The 16611-nt window shown below is 43.6% G+C and carries 15 protein-coding genes and 1 pseudogene; 8 read left to right on the forward strand and 8 right to left on the reverse strand.

Annotated elements, in window-relative coordinates; genetic code table 11:
- From H513_RS21995 to H513_RS0117430, 7 genes and pseudogenes are all read left to right on the forward strand, one after another.
- Positions 1-186 (forward strand): annotated as a pseudogene (locus H513_RS21995) (IS4-like element ISHaha1 family transposase); the annotation flags it as partial.
- Between the two features lie 235 nt (positions 187-421).
- The gene (locus tag H513_RS0117405; protein ID WP_026801861.1) at positions 422-1903 is read left to right on the forward strand and encodes a TcaA NTF2-like domain-containing protein; all 1482 of its coding nucleotides are present in this window, start codon (positions 422-424) and stop codon (positions 1901-1903) included.
- Positions 1904-1915: 12 nt separating this feature from the next.
- On the forward strand, positions 1916-2734 hold the full coding sequence (locus H513_RS0117410) for a zinc ribbon domain-containing protein (protein ID WP_026801862.1): 819 nt from the start codon (positions 1916-1918) through the stop codon (positions 2732-2734).
- Between the two features lie 309 nt (positions 2735-3043).
- A complete protein-coding gene (locus H513_RS0117415) occupies positions 3044-4285 on the forward strand; it encodes an ABC transporter substrate-binding protein (protein WP_036770748.1) in 1242 nt (413 codons plus the stop codon).
- A 58-nt stretch (positions 4286-4343) separates the two neighbouring features.
- Positions 4344-5288: a carbohydrate ABC transporter permease gene (locus H513_RS0117420; RefSeq protein WP_026801864.1), complete on the forward strand. Its 945-nt coding sequence runs from the start codon at positions 4344-4346 to the stop codon at positions 5286-5288.
- Position 5289: 1 nt separating this feature from the next.
- Positions 5290-6129 (forward strand): carbohydrate ABC transporter permease, encoded by an 840-nt coding sequence (locus H513_RS0117425; RefSeq protein ID WP_026801865.1) that lies wholly within the window; start codon positions 5290-5292, stop codon positions 6127-6129.
- Between the two features lie 26 nt (positions 6130-6155).
- The gene (locus H513_RS0117430; RefSeq protein WP_026801866.1) at positions 6156-7499 is read left to right on the forward strand and encodes a GH1 family beta-glucosidase; all 1344 of its coding nucleotides are present in this window, start codon (positions 6156-6158) and stop codon (positions 7497-7499) included.
- A 52-nt stretch (positions 7500-7551) separates the two neighbouring features.
- Here the strand turns inward: H513_RS0117430 and H513_RS0117435 are convergent, their stop codons facing one another.
- On the reverse strand, positions 7552-8580 hold the full coding sequence (locus tag H513_RS0117435) for a LacI family DNA-binding transcriptional regulator (protein ID WP_026801867.1): 1029 nt from the start codon (positions 8578-8580) through the stop codon (positions 7552-7554).
- A 211-nt stretch (positions 8581-8791) separates the two neighbouring features.
- Positions 8792-9379, reverse strand: a complete 588-nt coding sequence (locus H513_RS0117440) for a DUF4352 domain-containing protein (RefSeq protein WP_051240129.1) — start codon at positions 9377-9379, stop codon at positions 8792-8794.
- Between the two features lie 173 nt (positions 9380-9552).
- Here H513_RS0117440 and H513_RS0117445 point away from each other — a divergent pair, with 173 nt between their 5' ends.
- On the forward strand, positions 9553-10137 hold the full coding sequence (locus H513_RS0117445) for a hypothetical protein (RefSeq protein WP_026801869.1): 585 nt from the start codon (positions 9553-9555) through the stop codon (positions 10135-10137).
- A 151-nt stretch (positions 10138-10288) separates the two neighbouring features.
- Here the strand turns inward: H513_RS0117445 and H513_RS0117450 are convergent, their stop codons facing one another.
- The 6 genes from H513_RS0117450 to H513_RS0117475 form a co-directional block, all read right to left on the reverse strand.
- Complete coding sequence (locus tag H513_RS0117450) at positions 10289-11806, reverse strand: tripartite tricarboxylate transporter permease (RefSeq protein ID WP_407946643.1); 1518 nt, start codon at positions 11804-11806, stop codon at positions 10289-10291.
- 15 nt (positions 11807-11821) lie between these two features.
- On the reverse strand, positions 11822-12280 hold the full coding sequence (locus tag H513_RS0117455) for a tripartite tricarboxylate transporter TctB family protein (RefSeq protein WP_026801871.1): 459 nt from the start codon (positions 12278-12280) through the stop codon (positions 11822-11824).
- Between the two features lie 58 nt (positions 12281-12338).
- Complete coding sequence (locus tag H513_RS0117460; RefSeq protein WP_026801872.1) at positions 12339-13337, reverse strand: tripartite tricarboxylate transporter substrate binding protein; 999 nt, start codon at positions 13335-13337, stop codon at positions 12339-12341.
- Positions 13338-13483: 146 nt separating this feature from the next.
- Complete coding sequence (locus tag H513_RS0117465; protein ID WP_026801873.1) at positions 13484-14170, reverse strand: response regulator; 687 nt, start codon at positions 14168-14170, stop codon at positions 13484-13486.
- 1 nt (position 14171) lies between these two features.
- The gene (locus H513_RS0117470; RefSeq protein WP_231572146.1) at positions 14172-15749 is read right to left on the reverse strand and encodes an ATP-binding protein; all 1578 of its coding nucleotides are present in this window, start codon (positions 15747-15749) and stop codon (positions 14172-14174) included.
- A 53-nt stretch (positions 15750-15802) separates the two neighbouring features.
- The gene (locus H513_RS0117475; protein WP_026801875.1) at positions 15803-16312 is read right to left on the reverse strand and encodes a hypothetical protein; all 510 of its coding nucleotides are present in this window, start codon (positions 16310-16312) and stop codon (positions 15803-15805) included.
- Positions 16313-16611: the final 299 nt, after the last annotated feature.

Raw genomic sequence — 16611 nt, forward strand, 5'->3', positions numbered from 1 at the left:
GAGTACAAAGCAATTCAACAAGCGAAGAAGGCACTACCTTTAATTGCATCTGCAATCTCGTCCGACACTACTAATAACATCGTACAGGTCATCAAAACAGTTTATGAGAACGTGCGACGACATGGAATAAAAGACCGCAGGTGCCAGCACTCTAGTCCTTTTAAGATTTTAAATATTAAACAGTAGTACCTTGTAAAAAAGGTTCTTTATATTCCTTTATTCTAAAGGGTGTTTGCTGGAATATTTTTGATTTAAGTCGAATTTTACACCGAAGGTGTACAACTAAACGCTCTATCTATTTATTAGCTTGACGGCTATGGAACCTGTCCCACTGTCCCAAAACCATATTTTGTAATATTATTACTTCTTTAGGACTATAAGTGTAAGGTCAGCTTAGAAATGACATCAGGGAGGTGGAGGGATGGAGTACTGTACAAATTGTGGCTCCCCCTTACAAGCAGAGTCTCAATTTTGTACCCAGTGTGGGAAGGCCACAGAACCAAATGACGCTCCTCGCACGCAAGAAGATTCGCCTTTGCACACAAGTAGTAACAAGAATTCAATGAGAAAGGGAACGAAATGGGCGTTATGGGGTGGGGGTGCGTTACTGATTCTGCTCGTTGCCGCTCACTTTTACGTTCTGTCACTATTAGATCCAATGAAGACCGTCGATGAGATTGGGGAAGCACTTAAACATAATGAGTCTGATAAGTTGAGAGAGTTAATTGAGTTTGATTCAAGCGCGGCATTAAATCTGGATGATTACCTATCATTCCTGAAAGAAATCGGATTTAAAGAACTGTACTCTAGCTTTGAGGAGGAATTCCAGAAATCATGGTCTTCCAAAGAAAATGAACGGATTGTAACCGATCAATCTGGCAATGAACTATTTACAATTACGCCTCACGAGCATTTCATGGGCCTGTATATGACGTATACGCTAACCGCCATTCCAAGTAAAGTGTTCCTTTACACCAATGTTGATCAAGCGACGTTTACTTCTCAAAATGCTTCTGTCATAGGTGAGCAAGAACAAGAAACAAAGCTTGGGAACGTCTATCCAGGCGAACTCAACATACAAGCGTCCCTCTCCTCAGAACTGGGAGACATTGACGACAGCAGAACATATCAAATTGACGGAACCGCTGGCAACAATGTTCTAGACTACTCTTTTTCCTATACTACATACGACTTAACAAGCAACGAGCCAGAAGCTTTCCTATATATTCAAGGTGAAAATACTGGACGAAAAGTCGCCTCATTCCCTACCTTGCAAGTGTTTGATCAACAGCGTGACTTAGAGTTACAAGCTCGATACTTTGACGAAGATTCAGGAGAAATGGTATCCAAAGCCACCTCAGCTTCTACTTCAGATTCTGGAGAAAGCATCCATTTAGAATTTAATAAGGAAATAGAAGAAGAAGAAGAAAAGGAAAAATCAGAGGAACCTGTGAAAGAGAAAGAAACAATCGTTATTGTTCAAGGCAATTCAGGGACCACCACTACTACGACTTCAACCCCAAATCCTACAGTCGCAGATGCAGAGCAACTGATTCTCCGATTTCGTGCTGCATATGAAGAATCGCTAAATATGAAAGATTACAGCATCGTTCAACCATTCCTTGTGAATGGAAGTGCTGCAGACAAAGAACTGAGCAGTTATTTAGTTGATCTCCAAACCTCTGACTATCATTATGACTTCACTTCTAACACGATTACGGGTTCATGGCAAGCTGATGCCAATACGTTCTACGTATCAACGAACGAGCATTTTATTTTCACAAACCACCTGAATGACCAGATTGCTTATGACCGTGATAAAGAATATAAGGTGGTCATTAACAATAACTCGCTTCAAATCGAATCCATTCTCATCTATCGTACGGACCGAACGGACTTATAAGGGGGACGAAATATGTATTGTTCAAACTGCATGACCGAGCAAGATGAAGGTAAGTTCTGTGGCACATGTGGAACCACCCTTCAAAGTGAACACCATCCACAACCAGCGCCCGAACAAGTCCTAGAGGCTGAGTCCCATACCCAAGCTTCCACCGCTTCCATGGCTACTACCTCTGTCAATCAAGGCTCTAGAGCGAAACACCAATCTAATCAGTTCTTAACGTTTTATAAGAATGTTTCTAAATCACCGAGATTTGCTGAAGCGGCTAGTCAATCGAATCCGACATACGGCATTGTTACGGTTATTCTATTTTCTGCCATAATGAGTCTAAGCATCTATACGTTCGCGAACAAGATGTTTCAATTAATGAGTGGAGGATTCGACTACTTTTCACTAGGCTTAGGATTTGAAGGGATGCCATTCTTTCCCATCTTTATGCCAATCTTCTTACTCACGCTCGCTTTTGTAGGATGTGCCATAATCAGTAGCTGGATTATGGTGAAAACCTCTGGGTCTTCCATTCCACTTAAAGAAACAGCAGCACACTTCGGTGGTCTACTCGTACCCTTTATTTCCGTCTCCATTCTATCCCTCTTGCTATCCCTAATTGGAATGCTTGAAATCACAGTCTACCTGAACCCTCTCATCCTCTCATTTACCCTGTTCCTTTATCCAGCACTAGTCGTGTACCAAAGTGTAAATCAGAAAACTGAGAAAGCACTCTATTGGAGTCTCGGAGCTTCCCTCCTCTCCATCCTGTTCATGTACATCTTCATTCGCTTCGCCATCCTCAACACCATCCGCGAGATTGTAGACTATATGATGCTCTAATGGGACGGGGGGACAGGTAAACTGTCCCCCTTCACCCTTGGTCGTTCCTGTGGGACGAAGAACCTGTCCCTCTGTCCCTTTTTCAAAAAAATATAAAAACTAATTGAAAACGGATACATAATTCCTTTATAATCAAAATTAAGTTGAACGACAGCTTTATTTTTTTGACCAAACGGAAACCGGTTTCTTAACTTGGAAACATAAGGTTTCTATATATTTTTTCCGAAAACGGAAACCGGTTTCCGAAAGGTGTTATTTATTTAATAAGGGGGAGTCAAGGTGGGATTTAAAAAGTATGTATTGTTTGTCATGTTACTTGGGATTAGTGCGGTATTAGTTGCATGTAATAATGATGATTCTGCAAGTGGAGATGGAAAGGTAGAACTAGACTTCTGGGTGTTTGGAGCAACAAACTATGAATCTCTCGCAAGCGAGTATGAAGAAAGCAACCCGAATGTAACAATCAACATTCGAAAGTCTGAACTAGGCGATCACCACAACAGCTTATTCACTGCTATTTCCTCTGGAACTGGGGCTCCAGATTTAACGATGATTGAAATCGACCAACTGGACCGCTTTAGACAAGCTCAAGATAATTTCTTGAACTTATATGATTTAGGAGCAGATGAAATACAGGATCAATACTTAGATTGGAAATGGTCAATGGCGGAAAGTACGGATTCTGAGTTCCTATTCGGATTGCCAACAGACATCGGTCCAAAGGGCTTGTATTACCATACAGACGTTTTCAATAATGCTGGACTTCCTACTGATCCGAAAGAAGTAAGTCAACAACTTTCGAGTCCTGAAGCATTTATAGAAGCTGCTGAGAAAGTGAAAGAAGCTACAGGCAAACCCATGGTCGACAGCATGGAAATGGCTTTCCGTGCGAACATGGATGCAGCAGCAGTTAGCTACTTTAATCGCGATGGGGACTTAATCATTGAAGAATCCGGCAACGAAGTAAAAGAGGCCTACGACTATGCTGTTGAACTGAATCAACAAGGCTATGTAGGTGGATTTGAGATGTGGACTCCTGAATGGGCAACGGCTCTTAACAAAGGAGAGTTCGCTGCAGAACTAGCACCAGCGTGGCTGAAAGGTTACATGACAGAGAACGCTCCTGAAGCTGAGGGCAAATGGCGCGTAGCAACACTACCAGAAGAATTTGCTGGTAACTGGGGTGGTTCCTACATCTCCATTCCTAAAGAAACCAAACAAAGCGAAGAAGCCTATGCATTTGCCAAATGGTTAATCAGTCCGGAGAACCAACTAAAATCATTTACAGAAAGTGGTCTCTTCCCTTCCGCTCCATCGGTTTATGAAATGGAAGAATTCAAGCAGAACGAAGATGCATATTTCGGTAGCCAGAATACAGCAGAAGTGTTTGCAGAGGCAGCTCAAGATATCCCTGAGGTTTATAAAGGGCCTAAATATGTAACCGTTAACAACGAAATCCTTACTGCCCTTCAAAATGTTCGCGAAGGTGCAAATCCTTCAGAAGAATGGGATGCAGCGGTTAAGCGGATTAAAGATTTACTAGAACGTTAATTTTACAGATTACTAGGAGTGGTGCTCTCTCTTACCACTCCTTTAAGGAGGGTTACAGATGGAATTAGCTCGGGACCAAAAGACATCCATCCCTAAGAAGAAAAAGCGTTCCGAACGTCAGAAGGACATGCTTTCTGGCTACTTATATATAGCCCCGTTCTTCATTATCTTCGCCATTATAGGGTTATACCCGGCATTATTTAGTATCTACTTAGCTTTCCAAAAATGGAGCGGATTCGGTCCTATGGAGTTTGCGGGCCTTAATAATTTCGCCATCGTCTTACAAGACCCGTTGTTCTGGAAATCTCTTTATAACACATTGATCATGGGTGTGCTTGGAACAGCACCTCAGTTGATTGTCGGCATTGTGTTGGCCTACTTCTTAAATATGGCTGCGGTGAAATTCTCAAACTTCTTCCGAGTCACCATATTCATGCCTTATATCACATCAATGGTTGCTGTTGCCCTCGTGTTTGGTGTTTTCTTCAGTAGCAACGAATCATCACTTGCCAATTTCATCATTGGGTGGTTCGGAATGGACCCCGTCAACTGGAAAACATCTGAATGGGGTGCAAAAATCGCCATCTCCCTCATGGTGTTCTGGAGATGGGTTGGCTATAACACTATTATTTATTTAGCTGGACTCCAAAGCATACCTAAAGACTTGTACGAGGCAGCTACTATTGATGGAGCGAATAAGATTCAACAGTTTTTCCACGTTACGATTCCTTTGCTTAAACCATTTATTGTGCTAACTGTCTTCATGTCCACTGTTGGTGCGATGCAGTTATTCGCTGAGCCAACGGTATTCTTAGGTGGACAAGCCTTTAACCGTGACGAAGCGATGACCGTTGTCATGTACCTCTATCGCGATGCATTCAATCTCAATTCCTTTGGAACTGCGTCAGCCACAGCTGTACTGTTGCTCATATTTATCGTAGCAATAGCTGGATTAAATACATGGCTGACTTCAGGGAAAAAAGCAAAGAGAGGACGTATCTAATATGGCTAAAACAAAACAAAAACGTTCATTAGGTCTTGTGCCTGTATATGCTGTGTTGATTTTTGCATCACTCTTCTCTCTCTTTCCTTTTTACTGGATGTTTGTGATGTCAACAAGACCGAGTGAAGCATATAACTCGATTCCCCCAGCTTTGATTCCGGGGACTAAACTCGTTGAGAACTTTCAACGAGTGCTCGATTCTATCCCATTCTTTCAATCGATGTGGAACACTGTTTTACTATGCACAAGTGTAACGCTCGTGGTTCTATTTATTAGTTCACTTGCTGGTTTCGCTTTTGCTAAATTCGAGTTTCCAGGCAAGAACTTCTTCTTCGTCGCAATTCTATTGACTATGGTCATTCCACCTCAACTTGGGTTGATCCCTCAGTACTACCTTGTTTCTGAATTGGGTTGGCTCGATACATTGTTCGGCGCTGGAATTCTATATTTACTTAACCCGCTCGGCATTTTCCTAATGCGTCAGTACATCAGTCAATCTGTACCAGACGAACTTATCGAAGCAGCGAAACTTGATGGGTGCTCAAACTTTAGAATTTATCGGAGCATCGTACTCCCAATTGTAAAGCCAGCCTTTGCGACGCTAGGAATTATCGTCTTCACTCTAGTCTGGGGAGAATTCCTCTGGCAGTTCACAGTTCTTAGAAGTCCAGAATCGTACACGCTCCAAGTCGCACTCGCATCACTTAACAATGCGTATAACATCGACTTCGGTATGCTATTATCCGGTGTCTTCTGGGCAACAGCACCATTAATCATCATTTTCTTACTGTTTAACAAACTCTTTATTTCAAGCATCACAGAAGGTTCTGTGAAATCTTAGTCACACATATACGGAGGGATGAACCCATGACAACAATTCAATTTCCTAAAGATCTAAAATGGGGAGCAGCAACCGCAGCCTATCAAATCGAAGGTGCAGCAAATAAGGGAGGAAGGCGCCCATCCATTTGGGACACCTTCTCTCACACTCCAGGTAACGTGAAGAATGGAGATAACGGAGATGAAGCGTGCGACAGCTATCATCGTTACGAAGAAGATGTTCAGATCCTAAAGGAGTTAGGTGTCGATGTGTACAGATTCTCAATCTCTTGGCCACGCGTAATGAAAGACGACGAAGGGACCTTGAACCCTGAAGGAATTGCATATTACAGAACTTTAATTCAATCCTTAATTACTGAAGGAATCGAACCCATCATTACACTTTACCACTGGGATTTACCTCAGACGCTTCAAGACATAGGCGGCTGGGAAAACCGTGAGACAGTAAATGCCTTTCAAACTTATGCCGAAGCCATGTTTCGTGAATTTGGCGACTCAGTGAAGAAGTGGATTACCATTAACGAGCCTTGGTGCGCTTCCTTCCTTTCCAATTACATTGGCGTCCATGCCCCTGGCAAACAAGACCTACAAGCTGGCATTGATGTAGCTCACCATTTACTTTTAGCACATGGTCGAGCCGTCGAATCCTTCCGAGGAATGGTACCAGACGGCGAAATTGGATATGCTCCCAATGCAGATTGGCTAGAACCCTATAGCAACAGCCAAGAAGATATCGACGCTTGTAAACGAGATATGCAGTGGAAAATAGAATGGTTCATGGACCCTGTATTCAAAGGCGAATATCCCGCTCTTCTCCAAGACATTTTCGCTAAACATAACGCTTACGTCAAAGTTGAAGAAGGAGACTTGGAAACCATCTCTCAACCGATTGATTTCATGGGAATCAACTATTATTCAGGCAGCATCGCACGCCATAAGAAAGACAATGGATTGTTCGACGTTGAAGCAATATGGGATGGTTACGACAAAACCGATATTGGCTGGCCAGTGTACCCAGAAGGATTCTATAACTTACTCACACACATCCATCAGTTGTATGGCGATGTTCCAATTTACATTACAGAAAATGGAGCTTGCTACAATCATGAAGTTGAGAACGGCATGGTAAACGATCAAGAGCGGATTGATTATTTGAAGCAACACCTTACTGCCCTACATCGGGCAATTAAATCAGGTGTGCCAATCAAAGGCTACATCCTCTGGTCTCTTATGGATAACTTTGAATGGGCAGAAGGTTACAGCAAGAGATTTGGAATTGTTCACGTCAATTACCGCACCTTCGAACGTACGAAGAAAGAAAGTTACTACTGGTATCAGAAGGTAACTCATAACAATTGGTTTGAATTGTAAAATGTTAGAAGAGCTGTATCCTGGCGTTCCATCCGCCTCGATACAGCTCTTTTTAAGTAATCTTATCTACACGTTGAAGTGATTTCACGCTTCCTCTTTTCACTAACGTTACTGGAATAACAATGCTGTCTGTTACTTCCTCTCCCGTATTGATCTGATGGAGAAGTAACGTCGCAGCTTCTTGCCCAATCATCGTTGTATCCTGTCGCACAGTTGTTAGCGGCGGCATTACGTATTGTGACAGTTCAATATCATCAAAACCGATAATTGAAAGGTCATCTGGAACACTAAGCCCTGCTTCTTTGACCGCTTCCATTGCACCAATGGCAAGCATATCCCCAGCTGCATATACAGCAGTTGGTGGTTCTGATAACTGGAGTAGTTGGTTCATCGCTTTGTAGCCACCCTCTTTAGAGAAGAATTCCCCATCTACAACATAAGAATCGGGCACTTCTAACCCGAGTGACGTTAAAGAAGTATAGAAGCCATTTCTCCGCTCTTGACCTGCAAATGTCGTAGCATGTCCGGCAATATGAGCAATTCTTCGATGCCCGAGCGAATAGAGATATTCTGTAGCCTCATAGCTCCCCTTGAAATTATCAGAATGAACAACAGCTGCCTCACGAACGTTAAGATCAATGACAACCGTCGGAATCGATGACTCCAACAACTCCTCCACCTGCGGATCATCAAATAGGGAACTTACAATGACAACCCCATCAACTCCCCGATATTTGAACTGCTCAAGATAGCTCATCTGTTGATTGTTTATCATCCTAGAGGCAAATAACAAATCATACCCTAAGACTTCTACATCTTTACGAAAGCTCTCAATGACTGCACTAAAGAACGGATGCCTCATCCCCACTCCAAGAGATTCAATGAAGATCACACCAATCGTCCATGATTTCTTTGTTGTGAGCGTGCGCGCATGGGAATTCGGGAGATACCCCATTTCTTCTACCGCGTCGAGAATGGCCTTTCGCGTCTTGTGACTTACATGTTTATAGTTGTTCAGCACCTTTGAAACGGTTGTAACTGAATACCCAGTCTTCTTTGCAATATCATAAATTGTAACCATAAGATTCCTCCAACGAAAACGCTTTCGTTCTCTCATCGTATCCGCTTTAAGCCCCATTTTCAAGCCTAAACTCAGGGACGGGGGGACAGGTACACTGTCCCCCTCCCCTCTCTCCCAAATAGAAGAAACTCCACGTTGCCCAATTGGTCACGTGGAGTTCTGATAGTGTGGTCGTGAAACTGGGACGAAGAACCTGTCCCCCTTGTCCCACTTATTTCAAATTAATGTTGACGCTTTTTGTGCCCCAGAATCCTGCATTTGCTTTTAGGGTGAGTTCTTCCATGGTCACATCAGACCCAACTTCGAATACAACGATGCCATCTTTCTTCAAACCAGGATTGATTTCTTCTAGGAATAGCATCTTTTCATTCGGGATTACCATGATTAAGTCACCATCATTTTTAGGACTATATTCTGTTCCATCTTCAGTTACTAGTGTAAAGAAACTTGAATCGGTCGTGATGGCTTCATTTTGCCCGTTGTTGATTGTCACATCTAATACGATAAACTGATTGTCTGTTGTAACTGGCTCTGTGTATTCATTGTCTGCTTCAATAGTAGTGGTACTCTCCGCGTTTTGTACAGTAAAGCCAATATCTTCAATCGTCGCAGTTTCGCCAATCCCAATTGTCTTTGTTTCCTCGCTTGATTTTGTCTCTTCTTGTTTAGTTTCTCCATCATCTTGACTTGATGTCGTTGTCGTTGTTGAATCCTCTCCACCAGAAACAGCAGCAATGATAATTCCAATAACAACTAGACCACCTATTAATGTGAGACACCCTTTAAACATTTTCTTCATAGTAAATTCCTCCTTGATTTCTTATTACCTTCATCCTACAAAACAAGGTACGCAAAAAAATGAACACCCAACATTTGTTCCCCATGTAATCCGTACGACCTACTAAAGGTATACAAAAAATTGCACACCCCGTTTCTTATACTGACACTGACAAAACACGAAAGAGGGATTATATGAAACGGTATCCTGTACAAATCAGAGTAAGAAACGGCCAAACGCATTCCTTCAACCTTAAACATAGCAATAGAGAACAATTGATTGAAACCATTAAGCAGCAGCTCAATGAACGGAAGTATTGGGATGTACAACACGAGAAAGGAATGACCATACTTACTACAAATGAGGTAGTTTCTTTTGAGGTAGGTCTACCTACCAAAATTCCGGAACATGTTGACGAAACAACGAAGTATACGTACAAAGGCCTCTTATACTTAGAACGAATACCAAGCATGGACCAAGCTCTGTTCCTCATCGTCTTCCCTGACTTAGATCTCATCCAGGGAGCCGAGACTGCTATGGAAGCCATCGTGAAAGGAAAGAAAGCTTTAAGGCAACACCTTCACTATTCCCTAGAAGAAAACCGTGAAGAATTCCTAAACTCGCCTTACGTGCAACACCCATCACAAACAACTGAAGAAGCCAAAGAACGCCATCTGCTCAGCATGCGCGAAATCTACGACAACGAAGAACTCAGCACCCTCCACCTCTTCATCCAAGACATCGACATTACCGTCGAAGTGGGACGGGGGGACAGGTAAGTCGTCCCAATAAGGTGCATAGGAACAGAGTGGGACAGTTTACCTGTCCCGCTGTCCCTCTTCCCAATCCAAACAAACGAAAAAGAGCCATGCACCTTAGGTGCATGGCTCTTTCATATAAATGCGGGACGCAGAACCTGTCCCTCTGTCCCTATCGTGAGAGGGTTTCGTCGTCTTGTTGTTGGGAGTTAGTTTGTTTGTTGTCGCGTTTGATGAATCCAAATGCGAGGGAGAGGATACTGACGACGAGTAGTGCAATTGAGATTGGATCTTGAATGAATACGGTCATGCTGCCACCGGAAGCTGTCATAGCTTGTCGGAAGGATTGTTCCATCATCCCTCCTAGAATAAAGGCGAGAATAAACGGTGGAGCTGGGAAAGAGAAAAGTCGCATTAAGTATCCAAGCACCCCAAACGCTAGTAATAGATACAGGTCAAACGTACTAAAGCTGATAGAGTAGACACCGATGATACTAAATGTGATTACGAGTGCAATCAGCATCGGGCGTGAGATTTTTAATATCTTGGCGATGTAAGGAATGAGCGGCAAGTTCAATATGAGTAAGAACACGTTCCCGATATACATACTTGCAATGATTCCCCAGAATACATCTGGACGGTCTTGAATTAAGAGTGGTCCAGGTTGAATGCCTAGTGCTAGAAATGCCCCCAACATAACAGCTGTCGTGCCCGACCCAGGAATACCAAGGCTTAGCAATGGTACAAACGCTCCGCTTGTTGCAGCATTATTGGCTGTTTCCGGTGCAGATAGTCCCTTAACGGACCCCTTTCCGAATTCATCTGGCTTCTTGGCAATACGTTTCTCTGAAATGTATCCGATAAATGAAGCAATCGTCGCTCCAGCTCCTGGTAGTACGCCGAGTAGAAATCCTAAGAACGATTGTCGCGTCATCGGTCCACGCATCTCTTTAAAATCCGATTTGTTTAACTTCAAGTTTCCAATATCACTTTGCTTACTTAAAGAACGGTCTTTCCTAGTTAGAATCAACGCGCATACTTCTGCCAACGCGAACAACCCAAGGGCAATGACGAGGAAATCGATCCCCTCCATCAAATTTGGATTGCCGAATGTATAGCGGTTCGTCCCAGTTTGCCCGTCAATTCCAATGGTAGCCACAATAAATCCAACAGTGGCGGCAATGAGTGCTTTCACCGTTGAGCCATCAGAAAGACTCGAAATAGCAGTTAACCCAAGTAACATAAGAGCAAAATATTGTGCCGGTCCAAATGATACGGCGACCTGAGCAAGCGCCGGTGCGAAAAGCATCAGCAATACAACGGAAACCGTTCCACCCACAAAGGACGAAACTGCAGCAATGGCGAGCGCCTTGCCCGCTTCCCCCCGCTGGGCCATTGGATAACCATCGAACGCAGTCGCAACCGTTCCTGATATTCCCGGAGCATTGAGTAGAATGGAAGAAGTGGATCCACCAAATACCGCTCCGTAGTAAACTCCCGCCATCATCACGAGTGCAATGGATGGATTCATTCCATATGTGATAGGAATCATAATTGCAATAGCACTAATTGGGCCAAGACCTGGCATCATACCGATTAGCGTTCCTGTTACAACTCCGATAAGAACGAAAATAATTCCCTGCCAGCTAAATGCGACTTGAAACCCTTCTAATAGACCTTCTAGAGCCATGTTCATCAACACCTTTTAAAATGGTAGAATTCCTTCTGGCAACCGAATTTGAAGTAAATAGTTAAACAAGTAATACAACACGGAAGGAAACAGCACAGAAACAAGAACTAAGCTCAGTATTCTTCGATAGCCTAGCGCCCAAGAACAGCTGAACACGAACAATGCCGTTGTAAGTAAGAAGCCAAGCCATTCAAATAGCACGATGTACAAAATGATTAGAGCTCCTACGCCAACTAATGCAAGGACATCTTCCTTTGAAACTTGCCGCTTCGCTTTCTCCTTGTCCGACTCTGACGACCGATCAAAATATAATAAAATGGATAATGCAATTAAAATGTACCCGAGCACTTTCGGGATAAAGTCTGAATCAATAGGAACGTAAGGATATTCTTTCAGATTGAACGTTAGATACAAGTAACCAGCTGACAACACAAGAAGCACAATGCTTACTTTTTGATTGAGAGTCTTAAGCATACATCTTCACCTTCTTCTTATAGACTGAAAGGACTGCTCGGAGGCAGCCCTTTCCCTATTACTGACCAAGTCCTAGCTCTTCTAGCAACGTTGAAACTTCTTCTTCCTGCTCATCTAGGAATGATTTGTATTCTTCACTACCCATGAACATTTCGCCCCAGCCATACTGGTCACGAAGTTTACCGAAGGCCTCAGAGTCACTAACTTCTTTCAATTTCTCTTCGTAGTAAGCGACTGCAGCAGGGTCCATATCCTTCGGTCCAAAGAATCCGCGCCAGTTGACGAATGTCGCATCAATGCCTTGCTCCACAGCTGTAGGGAAATCAGATAGTACATCGCCTTCTAAACGCTCTTCAGACGTGACGCCTAGCACTCGAATCTTACCTGCTTTCACTTGCTCAACCGTTTCAGCTACGCCAGTCGAGTATACATCTGCACTTCCATTAAGAATCTGTGTCAGCCCAGCGCCGTCTTGAGCAGATACATATTTAATCCCTTTAATATCGACACCGGCTTCTTTCGCCAAGCGCACGAACTGGATGTGGTCCATAGAACCAGGAGAGGAAGCTCCAACAACCGTTACACTTGATGGGTCACCCTTCATATCTTCAAAGAGTTCGGTTAAGTTGTCCCACTTCGCATCCTCCGCTACGGCAAAAGCACCATAATCCGCAATCACATTCGCAAGCGGTGTAACATCTTTATGCGAAATGTCAGATTGTCCATTAAGAGGGACAAACAACAACGGTGGTGATGAAACGAAAATGGTGTGTGGATTGTCTGTGTTGTTCACATAAGACCAACCAACTGCTCCACCTCCACCAGGTTTGTTCACGACTCCAACACTCTCTTCAACAATTCCCTCATCCTCAAACACACGGGCTACGCTTCTGGCTGTTGTATCCCAGCCACCGCCTGCGCCGGCTGGTGCTACAATTTCAAGGTTTTTATCCGGCTGCCATTCTCCACTTCCACCATCTGAACTTGCTTCATCGTTCCCACAAGCCGCCAATACAACTAACATGAGTGCAACTCCAAGCATTCCTATCTTTTTCACAAGCACTCTCCCCTTCACTCAAAGTTAAAATGTATACTCATCATAAAGGAGACTTCAGAATATGTAACCGTTTTCAAAATAATCAATATTAAAAGCATTATGTTGAATTAAATTCATAAAATTCACGGCATAAATAAAACCAACCGCTAGGGTTGGTTTACAGTCAAGAAATATTTACGCTCTGGTCTTCCTACTTTCCCGTACCGCATTTCAGCTTGACCTTCTTCTATAGAAATCAAGTATTCTAAATACCTTCGTGCAGTCGTCTTGGAAACCCCTATTGACTCGCCTGCTTGATCAGCGGTTAGCCCTTGTGGTGACTCGTTTAGAATCTCTCTTACCTTCTCGAGCGTAATCGAATCAATCCCTTTTGGCAGATTCGCATCCTGATTCATTCGTTCTGCCTTGTGACCCATGAGTTCGTCTACCATGGATTGACTAAACGTCTCATGATGGTTGAACAACCGCTTTGTCTTCTTATACTGATTCAATGTTTCGTAAAAGCGTTCCATTGTAATCGGCTTAATCATATAGTCCACAACGCCATATTTCAATGCCTTCTCAACCATTTGTTTATCATCAGCTGCTGTAATCATGATGATGTCCACAAGAGGAGCTCGCTCTCGAATTTCATGAAGCAAGTCCGTCCCTAACCGGTCTGGCATATACACATCGAGCAAGAGCAACTCCGGTTGATGCGCTTCGACTAACTCAAGCGTCTCTCCACCGTTGAGCGCTTTCCCCACTACCGTCACGTCCGACACGTTCTCTAGAAACTTCTCATGCAGTTGCCCCACTCGAAAGTCATCCTCTGCAATGACAACACGAATCATTCTACTCCCCCTCCCTTACTTTCGGTATAAACACAGAGAACACAGCTCCGCCATTAGAAGACTCACCGACCTCAATGGTTCCGCCCAGCTCTTCCACAATCTGATTTACATTCGCCAAACCGAATCCACGATTCTCGCCTGATTTCGTTGAGAATCCTCTCATGAATAAATACGGAAGTCTCTCTTCTAGAATACCATGACCTGAATCAGCTACTTCGAACACAATTTCGTTGCCAACATCAGTTGCCGAGAGGGATACCCATTTCTCCTCAGAATCACTCACGGCTTCAAACGCATTGTCGATTATATTCCCAAGAATCGTTACAAGACTGGCACGACTGATGGATTCTGGTAGTTCCCGTAAGGAAGACTCTTCGTGTAGATTAAAATCCACTTTTTGTTCAGAAGCTTTGCTAATCTTCCCGAGTAAAATGGCTTGAACGGTCTCGTCTTCAATCTGGTCGAACAAAACCCGATTTTGCCCTTTGGATGTCTGAAATTCGGACTGAATAAGGTCAATCGCTTCCTGTACGTTTCCGAGCTGCATCAAGCCAAGTACCACGTACATCTGATTAGCGAATTCATGTGTCTGTGCGCGCAAGTCTTGAGAATACTGCTTCACTTCTGATAGAGCGTTCACCATTTCCCTTACTTCCGTCTTATCTCTAAAGCTTGCCACTACCCCGATGACTTTGCCCTCTGCCATAATCGGCTTTCGATTCACAATGACCACGTTGTCATGGAGCACCATCTCCTCATCTCGCTCCTCAACGCCAGACTTCAGAACACGAATCATTTGAGTGTTTGGAAATACATCTTCAATATGCTTACCAGTAGTTTCCTCTTCACTATTCAGCATTCGCATCGCCGATTGATTCATCATCGTCACCATACCGTCTGCATCGATGGCAATGATCCCTTCACGCACTGATGACAAGATAGCTTCTCTGTCCCGATATAGTGACGCAATCTGAACAGGCTCAAGTCCTAGTGTATCCCGCCGAATACTCCGAGCCAGCAGGAAGCTCCCTGCAATTCCAAGTAATAATACTCCTACTGAAATTACTGCAATATCATAAAACTTATCTAAGGTTGCAGTATTAATCTCCTCTACCAAGAAACCAACTGAAATAATCCCTACAATATTCCCCTCGTCGTCCATAACAGGCGCCTTTCCTCTTAACGATTGACCTAGTGAACCGGTAGCCTGTGATATGTAATACTCCCCATCAAGCAATGCGCGCGCATTGTCGCCGCCAACCATCCTCTTTCCTATCTTCCACTCATCAGGATGGGCGTAGCGAATACTTTCGGTATTCCCCACAACGACAAACTCCGCCCCAACCTCTTCCTGAATACGAAGCGCAATCGGTTGAAGGATCTCAGACGGCTCCGACGCTTGAAATGCCTCCTTCACCGTCGGCATCAACGACATCGTCGTTGCCGCCTGAAGTGCCATCTGGCCCATCTTCTCCTCCGTCGCATCCTTCTCCCAATACGCAAAGACACCAGCCAACACCCCCACAACCCCAACGATTATTGAAATGACCAACCCCAAAATCTTCGTCTGCAACGACATCCTAATCCCCCCTCTCACGCGGGACAGAGGGACAGGTAAACTGTCCCTCCTCATCATCCCATCAACATTTGAATCCCCTTTAATACCACACCCCAAAGTTCAGTTGAGACCCCTTCACTGGACGGATTCAGCCAGTAGGTCCTCATCCCCAAGAATCGCCTCCAATCTTCACCAATTCTGGTGCCACTTGCAATCGTCTCTCCCTCGTAATTAATTACCTGAAACGCATCATTTTCGTATGAGAATTTGACTTGATACTGTCGTTCTCCTAAAGAAAGCTCAAGCTCACTAAAAGCCTCTTCCCTTTCATATATAGACTTCTTCCGCAAACGTCCAATCTCTATTTCATACGGTGAATATATGATATATTCTTGAGAAATCAACTTTATTTCCCTGTTCTGAGTCGCTGAAAATATGAGTCGATCGTTCAAGTGAAAATAAACATTTATATTAAAAATTGACGAGCTTGCTTGAACGCTAACTACAATTTCATCATCGACACTAGAAATCTCATGTCTCCTTTGTACGAGTAGAGGAGCCTGTAAAACTATTGGTTGTGCCATCCTTCCCCTCCTCCCATAAACAACTAATTATGTAACAATCTACATTATTAATTCAAAATCATAAAGCGTTTCCCCTCATAGATGTGAAGCAAACGGGACAAAGAACCTGTCCCCCTGTCCCGCCATGTCCCACAAAAAAAAGACCATGCAACTCAATCGTTACATGGCCTTCCCTCTATTAATCTGGGACACTGAACCTGTCCCCATAGCCGTCAAGCTAATAAATAGATAGAGCGTTTAGTTGTACACCTTCGGTGTAAAATTCGACTTAAATCAAAAATATTCCAGCAAACACCCTT

This window comes from Pontibacillus halophilus JSM 076056 = DSM 19796 (assembly GCF_000425205.1).
GTDB classification, from domain to species: domain Bacteria; phylum Bacillota; class Bacilli; order Bacillales; family BH030062; genus Pontibacillus_A; species Pontibacillus_A halophilus.

What these genes read in the sequence shown, in the direction of transcription:
- H513_RS0117440 (WP_051240129.1), bottom strand. Translation starts at nt 9,379, where the DNA reads ATGAAGAAAATGTTTAAAGGGTGTCTCACATTAATAGGTGGTCTAGTT.
- H513_RS0117430 (WP_026801866.1), top strand. Translation starts at nt 6,156, where the DNA reads ATGACAACAATTCAATTTCCTAAAGATCTAAAATGGGGAGCAGCAACC.
- H513_RS0117425 (WP_026801865.1), top strand. Translation starts at nt 5,290, where the DNA reads ATGGCTAAAACAAAACAAAAACGTTCATTAGGTCTTGTGCCTGTATAT.
- H513_RS0117420 (WP_026801864.1), top strand. Translation starts at nt 4,344, where the DNA reads ATGGAATTAGCTCGGGACCAAAAGACATCCATCCCTAAGAAGAAAAAG.
- H513_RS0117475 (WP_026801875.1), bottom strand. Translation starts at nt 16,312, where the DNA reads ATGGCACAACCAATAGTTTTACAGGCTCCTCTACTCGTACAAAGGAGA.
- H513_RS0117455 (WP_026801871.1), bottom strand. Translation starts at nt 12,280, where the DNA reads ATGCTTAAGACTCTCAATCAAAAAGTAAGCATTGTGCTTCTTGTGTTG.
- H513_RS0117445 (WP_026801869.1), top strand. Translation starts at nt 9,553, where the DNA reads ATGAAACGGTATCCTGTACAAATCAGAGTAAGAAACGGCCAAACGCAT.
- H513_RS0117450 (WP_407946643.1), bottom strand. Translation starts at nt 11,806, where the DNA reads ATGGCTCTAGAAGGTCTATTAGAAGGGTTTCAAGTCGCATTTAGCTGG.
- H513_RS0117410 (WP_026801862.1), top strand. Translation starts at nt 1,916, where the DNA reads ATGTATTGTTCAAACTGCATGACCGAGCAAGATGAAGGTAAGTTCTGT.
- H513_RS0117405 (WP_026801861.1), top strand. Translation starts at nt 422, where the DNA reads ATGGAGTACTGTACAAATTGTGGCTCCCCCTTACAAGCAGAGTCTCAA.
- H513_RS0117465 (WP_026801873.1), bottom strand. Translation starts at nt 14,170, where the DNA reads ATGATTCGTGTTGTCATTGCAGAGGATGACTTTCGAGTGGGGCAACTG.
- H513_RS0117435 (WP_026801867.1), bottom strand. Translation starts at nt 8,580, where the DNA reads ATGGTTACAATTTATGATATTGCAAAGAAGACTGGGTATTCAGTTACA.
- H513_RS0117470 (WP_231572146.1), bottom strand. Translation starts at nt 15,749, where the DNA reads ATGTCGTTGCAGACGAAGATTTTGGGGTTGGTCATTTCAATAATCGTT.
- H513_RS0117415 (WP_036770748.1), top strand. Translation starts at nt 3,044, where the DNA reads ATGTTACTTGGGATTAGTGCGGTATTAGTTGCATGTAATAATGATGAT.